The following is a 7,143-nucleotide window of genomic DNA, read 5'->3' as shown; positions in this document are numbered from 1 at the left end:
ACCGGCTGTAGCGTTTCACCCATGGCGTGCTCCGAGGGCTGCTGTCGGACTTGGTGTAGCAACTTGATTCTACAGAGCTTTCGCGGGCACGCCAGCCATTACCCCCGATTTCGATGAATAAGGCGGGGTGACGGATCCGCTTGGGCCGTCATCGGCGGGCCTGGTGGTGGCCGTCGTGCAGGCCCCGCCATCCGGGTGGCGTATGGACAAACCGCGCGCCCTGTGAAAGCACCGCGCCCGCACCGGAGAGCCGCCCATGACCGTCACACGCTTCGCCCCCTCGCCCACGGGCTACCTGCATATCGGCAACCTGCGCACTGCGTTGTTCAACTGGCTGATCGCGCGCAAGGCGGGCGGCACCTTCATCCTGCGGCTCGACGACACCGACCCCGAGCGCTCGCGCCCCGAATACGCCGACGCGATCAAGGAGGATCTGGAATGGCTGGGGCTGACATGGGACAGGGTCGAGACCCAGTCCGCCCGCCTCGACCGCTACGCGGAGACGGCCGACCGGCTGCGCGGAATGGGCCGGCTCTACGAGGCGTTCGAGACGCCGCAGGAGCTGGAGATCAAGCGGCGCAAGCAGCTCAACATGGGGCGGCCGCCGGTCTATGACCGGGCGGCACTGGCCCTGTCGGAGGATGAGCGGGCAGCCCTGCAGCAAGAACGCGGCCCCGGCGCCTGGCGCTTCCGGCTCGATCACGCGCGCATCGAGTGGGAGGACATGATCCTCGGCCCCGTCTCGATCGACGCGGCCTCCGTCTCCGACCCGGTCCTGATCCGCGCCGACGGGCAGGTGCTCTACACGCTCGCCTCCGTGGTCGACGACACCGACATGGGCGTGACCCATGTCGTGCGCGGCTCGGACCACGTCACGAACACCGCCACGCAGATCCAGATCATGGCCGCGCTCGGGCACGGCCACCCGGCCTTCGCCCACCATTCGCTGCTGACCGGGGCACAGGGCGAGGCGCTGTCGAAGCGGCTCGGCACGCTCAGCCTGCGCGATCTGCGCGCGCAAGGCGTGGAGCCGATGGCGCTGCTGTCGCACATGGCCCGGCTCGGCTCGGCCGATCCGATTGAGCTGCGACACGGCCACGACGAGTTGATCGAGGGCTTCGATATCGCCCGCTTCGGCGCCGCGCCCACGAAGTTCGACGCGGCCGACCTGATTCCGCTCACCCACCGCCTGCTCGCCGCGGCGCCGCTCGCGGCGGTGGCGGACGATGTGAGGGCGGCCGGCGTCCCTGACGACCTCGCCCCGGCCTTCTGGGAGGTGATCCGCGAAAACGTCGACACCCGCGCCGACATCGGGCCGTGGTGGACGGTCCTGCGCGAGGGCGCGCGGCCCGAGATCGACCCCGAGGACGCCGAGTTCGTGCGCGAGGCGCTGGCGCTGCTGCCCGAGCCGCCCTACGGCCCGGAGGCATGGGGCGACTGGACGGCCAGGGTGCAGGAAAAGACGGGGCGCAAGGGCAAGAAGCTCTTCATGCCGCTGCGCAAGGCGCTGACGGGCCGCGCGCGCGGCCCCGAGATGGCCGCCTTCATGCCGCTGATGCAGGCGCGCCCGAAGCTCTGAGGCTCCCGATGGCCCGGGCGCACCGGGCCGGCCGCCCCGGTGCGTCGACCTTGCCGCGCGCGCCCGGTGCGTGTCGGGGCGCGCGCTTCGGGTTTCTTTCTGTCTCAAATACGCACTGTCGCGCCCGTGGGGCCGGAGACGCCCCTGCGTATTTGGAACAGAAAGAAGCGCAAGGATGCGCCATGCAGGCAGCGGCGAGCGAGAGGGGCGCTCAGGCCGTGACGGCGCCGAGATGCCGGTCCACGATGGCGCGCTCGGCGGGGGTCAGCGCGGTGGCGCGCGGGTAGCGGGGCGCGGCGCGGTCGTCGGCGATCGGCCCGCCCCAGCCGGCGGTCGTCTCGAAGAAATGCGCGGCGCCCGCGCGCCCGAACACCTCGAGAAAGCCCTGCACCACGGTATCGATGTAGGACAGCAGCACCGGGTGCCGCGCGTCGGGTGGCGCGGCGTGATCGGGCGGCACGGCATAGACGCGCGCCGCCATCTCGGTGCCGCAGGCATGCAGGCGGGTGGTCACCGGGTGGCGGTCGTAGGCGGCCTCGCGCCGGTCGAGCGCCGTCCAGTCGCCGCCGGGCACCTCGGCGATCAGACCGAGGATCTCGCCCGCGGCGGGCTCGACCGAGAGGTAGGCGACCGGGCGCAGCGAGGTATGCACCCAGACGCGCCGCCAGCCCTCCAGCCGGGCGGGGCGCGGGTCGGGATAGGCATGGGTCGCCCGGTTGACGAGCGAGCCGTAGCCGAAGAAGCGGGCATCGGACATGGGCCGTGACATGTCTCGCCCGTCGCCGGGAGGCAAGGGTTGAAGCGCGCGAGGCGCATGGCTAAGGCTGGGGCGACCCCGCCGGGAGAATCCGTCTCGCACGGTGCCGAAGGAGCAACCGCCCCGGTAAACTCTCAGGCTTCAGGACCGGCGGGGGCGACAACACTCTGGAGAGAGGCGCGCACAGCGCCCGCCGAAGGGATAACGATCTCAGGCGAAAGGACAGAGGGGGCATCGTGCGGGCCGGGCGGCCCGCGTCAGCGATGCCGGGCCCGTGCCCCGGCGAAAGCGGGGGTCGCATGGCCGACGATACGAGCGGATTGCAGCGAACGCCCCTGGCCGCGCTCCATGTCGAGCGGGGCGGGCGGATGGTGCCCTTTGCCGGCTGGGAGATGCCGGTGCAGTTCGAGGGCACCCTCGCCGAGCACCGCTGGACGCGCGCGCGGGCGGGTCTCTTCGATGTCTCTCACATGGGGCAGGTGCTGATCGAGGGCGCCGGCGCGGCCGAGGCGCTCGAGCGGCTGGCGCCGCAGGCGCTGCTCGCGCTGAAGGAGGGGCGCCAGCGCTATGCCTTCTTCACGAGCGACGAGGGTGGCCTGCTCGACGACCTGATGGTGGCGGCGCAGCCCGGCCGCCTATTGCTCGTGGTCAACGCCGCGCGAAAGGCCGACGACCTCAGGCATCTCGCCGCCCGGCTCGCCGACGTCGCGATCGTCCCGGTCGACGACCGCGCGCTCATCGCCCTGCAGGGGCCGCAGGCCGAGGCCGCCTTGGCGCGCGTAGCCCCCGATGTCGTCGGGATGCGCTTCATGGATCACCGCGTGCTGGCTTCGCCTCATGGCGAGCTCTGGGTGTCGCGGTCGGGCTACACGGGCGAGGACGGCTTCGAGGTGTCGGTCGCGGCAGGGCAGGCCGAGGCGCTCGCCCGCGCGCTGCTGGAGATGGAGGAGGTCGCGCCCATCGGCCTCGGGGCGCGCGACTCGCTCCGGCTGGAGGCGGGGCTGTGCCTCTACGGCGCCGATATCGACGAGACGACGAGCCCCGTCGAGGCGGGCCTCGGCTGGGCCATCCAGAAGGTGCGGCGCCGGGGCGGAGCGCGCGCCGGCGGCTTCCCCGGCGCGGAGCGCATCCTGCGCGAGCTCGAGGAGGGGCCGGCCCGCCTGCGCGTCGGCCTGCGTCCCGAGGGGCGGGCGCCGATGCGCGCGGGCGTGGCCCTCTACGAAGCGGAGGAGGGGGGCGAGGCCGTGGGCCACGTCACCTCCGGCACCTTCGGCCCCTCGGTGGGCGCGCCCGTGGCGATGGGCTATGTGCCGGCCCGTCTCGCCGCCCCCGGCGCGCGGCTTTTTGGCGAGGTGCGGGGCAAGCGGCTGCCCGCCATCGTGGCCGAAATGCCGTTTCACCCCCACGGATTCAGGCGATAGGCGGCCGGCGGCAGGACCGGCCTCGTACAGACAGGGATCAGAGCGATGAAGTACACCGAAGACCACGAATGGCTGAGCCTCGACGGCGAGATCGTGACCGTGGGCATCACCGACTACGCGGCCGGGCAACTTGGCGACGTGGTGTTCGTCGAGCTGCCCGAGCCCGAGACGCGGGTTGCCAAGGGCGACGAGATCGTGGTGATCGAGAGCGTCAAGGCGGCCTCGGACATCGTGGCGCCGCTCGAGGGCGAGATCGTGGAGGTCAATTCCGCACTCGTCGAGAACCCCGCGCTCGTCAACGAGGACCCGACCGGCGCGGCCTGGTTCTTCAAGCTCAAGGTCGACGACCCCGAGGCGCTCGACGCCTTCATGGACGAGGACGCCTACAAGGAGATGGTCGAGTAGGCCGCCCGCTCGCCGCAGGCCGGCCCCAAGGCCCGACCCGACACCGCAGGAGACGCGCATGCCCTTCCAGCCGACCGACTACGCCCCCTACGACTTCGCCAACCGCCGCCATATCGGCCCCTCGCCCGAAGAGATGGCGGCGATGCTGAGCGCGGTCGCGGCCGAGAGCCTCGACGAGCTCATCGAGCAGACGGTTCCCGACGCGCTCAGGCAGGCCGAGCCGCTGGCATGGGCGCCGATGACCGAGGGCGAGGTTCTGGTACGCATGCGCGAGGTGGCGCGGAAGAACCGGGTGATGACCTCGCTGATCGGGCAGGGCTATCACGGCACGATCACCCCGCCCGCCATCCAGCGCAACGTGCTCGAGAATCCCGCCTGGTACACCGCCTACACCCCCTACCAGCCCGAGATCGCGCAGGGGCGGCTCGAGGCGCTGCTCAACTTCCAGACGATGGTGGCCGACCTGACGGGCCTCGAGGTGGCCAACGCCTCGCTGCTCGACGAGGCGACGGCGGCGGCCGAGGCGATGGTGATGTGCCAGCGCGGGGCGAGGTCCAAGGCGGGCGCGTTCTTCGTCGACGCGCGCTGCCATCCCCAGACCATCGCCGTGATCGAGACCCGCGCCGCGCCGCTGGGCATCGAGGTGATCGTCGGCGAGGTGGAGGACCTCGACGCGAGCGCGGTCTTCGGCGCGCTGTTCCAGTACCCGGGCACCGACGGGCGGCTGCGCGACGTCTCGGCCGAAATCTCGGCGCTGCATGCGCGAGACGCGCTTGCCGTGGTGGCGACCGACCTGCTCGCGCTGACGCTCGTCAAGGAGCCGGGCGCGATGGGCGCCGACATCGCCGTGGGCTCGGCCCAGCGGTTCGGCGTGCCGATGGGCTATGGCGGCCCGCACGCCGCCTTCATGTCGTGCCGCGACGCGCTCAAGCGGTCGATGCCGGGGCGGCTCGTGGGCGTCTCGGTCGATGCGCGCGGCAACAGGGCCTACCGGTTGGCGCTGCAGACGCGCGAGCAGCACATCCGCCGGGAAAAGGCCACCTCGAACGTCTGCACCGCGCAGGCGCTGCTGGCGGTCATGGCCTCGTTCTACGCCGTCTTTCACGGGCCGAAGGGGCTGCGCGCCATCGCCGAGCACGTCCACCTCAAGACGGTGCGTCTGGCCGAGGAGCTGCGCCGCGCGGGCTATTCCGTGGGGCCGGAGGGCGGCATCTTCGACACGATCACGGTCGAGGCGGGGCCCTTGCAGGGCGCGATCCTGCGGGCGGCCGAGGCCGAGGGGATCAACCTGCGCCGCATGGCGGGAGGGCGCATCGGCATCGCCCTCGACGAGACGGTGACGCCGGCGATCGTCGAGGCGGTCTGGCGGGCCTTCGGCGTCGAGGCGGCCTTCGGCACGGCGGCGACGCCGGACATTCCCGACGGGTTGCTGCGGCGGTCCGACTACCTGACGCACCCGGTCTTCCACATGAACCGGGCGGAGTCGGAGATGACGCGCTACATGCGCCGGTTGTCCGACCGCGACCTCGCGCTCGACCGGGCGATGATCCCGCTCGGCTCGTGCACGATGAAGCTCAACGCCGCGGTCGAGATGGCCCCGGTCACCTGGCCCGAGTTCGCCTCGATCCATCCCTTCGCGCCGGCCGACCAGGCGCAGGGCTATGCCGAGATGATCGACGACCTTTCGGCGCGGCTCTGCGAGATCACCGGCTTCGACGCGATGTCGATGCAGCCCAATTCGGGCGCGCAGGGCGAGTATGCGGGCCTGCTGACCATCCGCGCCTGGCACAGGGCGCGCGGCGAGGGGCAGCGCGACATCTGCCTGATCCCGATGTCGGCGCACGGCACCAACCCGGCCTCGGCCAGGATGGCGGGGATGGAGGTGGTCGTGGTCAAGTCGGCCGGGAACGGCGACATCGACCTCGACGACTTCCGCGCCAAGGCCGAGCGGGCGGGCGAGAGGCTGGCCGCCTGCATGATCACCTATCCCTCGACCCACGGGGTGTTCGAGGATGGCGTGCGCGAGGTCTGCGAGATCGTCCACGCCCATGGCGGGCAGGTCTACATGGACGGGGCGAACCTCAACGCGATGGTGGGCCTCGTGAAGCCGGGCGAGATCGGCGCCGACGTCACCCACCTGAACCTGCACAAGACCTTCTGCATCCCGCATGGCGGCGGCGGGCCCGGCATGGGGCCGATCGGGGTGAAGGCGCATCTCGCCCCGTTCCTGCCCGGCCACCCCGAGACCGACGCCGACTTCTCCGGCGACAGCCCCGCGCCGGCCGGCCGCGAGGGGCCGGTGTCGGCGACGCCGTACGGCTCGGCCTCGATCCTGCCGATCTCGTGGGCCTATTGCCTTCTGATGGGGGGGGCGGGGCTGACCCAGGCGACCAGGGTCGCGATCCTCAACGCCAACTACCTCGCCGCCGAGCTCGAGGGCGACTACCCGGTGCTGTTCAAGGGCGCGCGAGGGCGGATTGCGCACGAATGCATCCTCGACACGCGCCCCTTCGCCGAGGCGGGCGTGACGGTCGACGATATCGCCAAGCGGCTGATGGACACCGGCTTTCACGCGCCGACCATGTCGTGGCCCGTCGCCGGCACCCTGATGATCGAGCCGACCGAGAGCGAGACGAAGGCCGAGCTCGACCGCTTCGTGACCGCGATGCGCACGATCCGCGCCGAGATCCGCGCGGTCGAGGCGGGCGAGATCGCGGCCGATCAGAGCCCGCTGCGCCGGGCGCCCCACACGGTCGAGGATCTCGTGGCCGAGTGGGACAGGCCCTACCCGCGCGAGCAGGGCTGCTTTCCCGCCGGGGCGTTCCGGGTCGACAAGTACTGGCCGCCCGTGGGGCGCGTCGACAACGCCTGGGGCGACCGGCACCTCGTCTGCACCTGCCCGCCGCTCGAGGACTACGCAGAGGCGGCGGAATAGCCCCGCCCGCCACCGGGTCGAAGCCCGCCCCGCCCGCCCGCCCGCG

5 protein-coding genes and 1 riboswitch are annotated in these 7,143 nt (G+C 71.8%); of the genes, 4 read left to right on the top strand and 1 reads right to left on the bottom strand.

The genetic code is table 11. The annotated features are described in order from the left end of the window. Window positions 1-256: 256 nt before the first annotated feature. The gene (gltX, locus tag DLJ49_RS16110) at window positions 257-1,579 is read left to right on the top strand and encodes a glutamate--tRNA ligase (RefSeq protein ID WP_115394578.1); all 1,323 of its coding nucleotides are present in this window, start codon (window positions 257-259) and stop codon (window positions 1,577-1,579) included. Between the two features lie 211 nt (window positions 1,580-1,790). Here gltX and DLJ49_RS16105 read toward each other — a convergent pair whose 3' ends face one another. Next, window positions 1,791-2,336 (bottom strand): gamma-glutamylcyclotransferase family protein, encoded by a 546-nt coding sequence (locus DLJ49_RS16105; protein WP_233489105.1) that lies wholly within the window; start codon window positions 2,334-2,336, stop codon window positions 1,791-1,793. A gap of 72 nt (window positions 2,337-2,408) precedes the next feature. Beyond that, a riboswitch (glycine riboswitch) is annotated at window positions 2,409-2,496 on the top strand. Between the two features lie 139 nt (window positions 2,497-2,635). Here DLJ49_RS16105 and gcvT point away from each other — a divergent pair. From gcvT to gcvP, 3 genes are read left to right on the top strand one after another with little or no spacing between them, the layout of a single operon-like run. Then, complete coding sequence (gcvT, locus tag DLJ49_RS16100) at window positions 2,636-3,757, top strand: glycine cleavage system aminomethyltransferase GcvT (RefSeq protein WP_115394576.1); 1,122 nt, start codon at window positions 2,636-2,638, stop codon at window positions 3,755-3,757. A gap of 45 nt (window positions 3,758-3,802) precedes the next feature. Next, a complete protein-coding gene (gene gcvH, locus DLJ49_RS16095; RefSeq protein ID WP_115394575.1) occupies window positions 3,803-4,162 on the top strand; it encodes a glycine cleavage system protein GcvH in 360 nt (119 codons plus the stop codon). Window positions 4,163-4,220: 58 nt separating this feature from the next. After that, window positions 4,221-7,097, top strand: a complete 2,877-nt coding sequence (gcvP, locus tag DLJ49_RS16090; protein ID WP_115394574.1) for an aminomethyl-transferring glycine dehydrogenase — start codon at window positions 4,221-4,223, stop codon at window positions 7,095-7,097. Window positions 7,098-7,143: the final 46 nt, after the last annotated feature.

Source organism: Rhodovulum sp. 12E13, assembly GCF_003340565.1.
Classification (GTDB): Bacteria; Pseudomonadota; Alphaproteobacteria; order Rhodobacterales; family Rhodobacteraceae; genus HLUCCA09.
This window is presented reverse-complemented; position numbering and strand designations above follow the sequence as displayed.

Coding starts and splice junctions, on each gene's coding strand:
- gltX (WP_115394578.1), top strand. CDS start 257: ATGACCGTCACACGCTTCGCCCCCTCGCCCACGGGCTACCTGCATATC.
- DLJ49_RS16105 (WP_233489105.1), bottom strand. CDS start 2,336: ATGTCCGATGCCCGCTTCTTCGGCTACGGCTCGCTCGTCAACCGGGCG.
- gcvT (WP_115394576.1), top strand. CDS start 2,636: ATGGCCGACGATACGAGCGGATTGCAGCGAACGCCCCTGGCCGCGCTC.
- gcvH (WP_115394575.1), top strand. CDS start 3,803: ATGAAGTACACCGAAGACCACGAATGGCTGAGCCTCGACGGCGAGATC.
- gcvP (WP_115394574.1), top strand. CDS start 4,221: ATGCCCTTCCAGCCGACCGACTACGCCCCCTACGACTTCGCCAACCGC.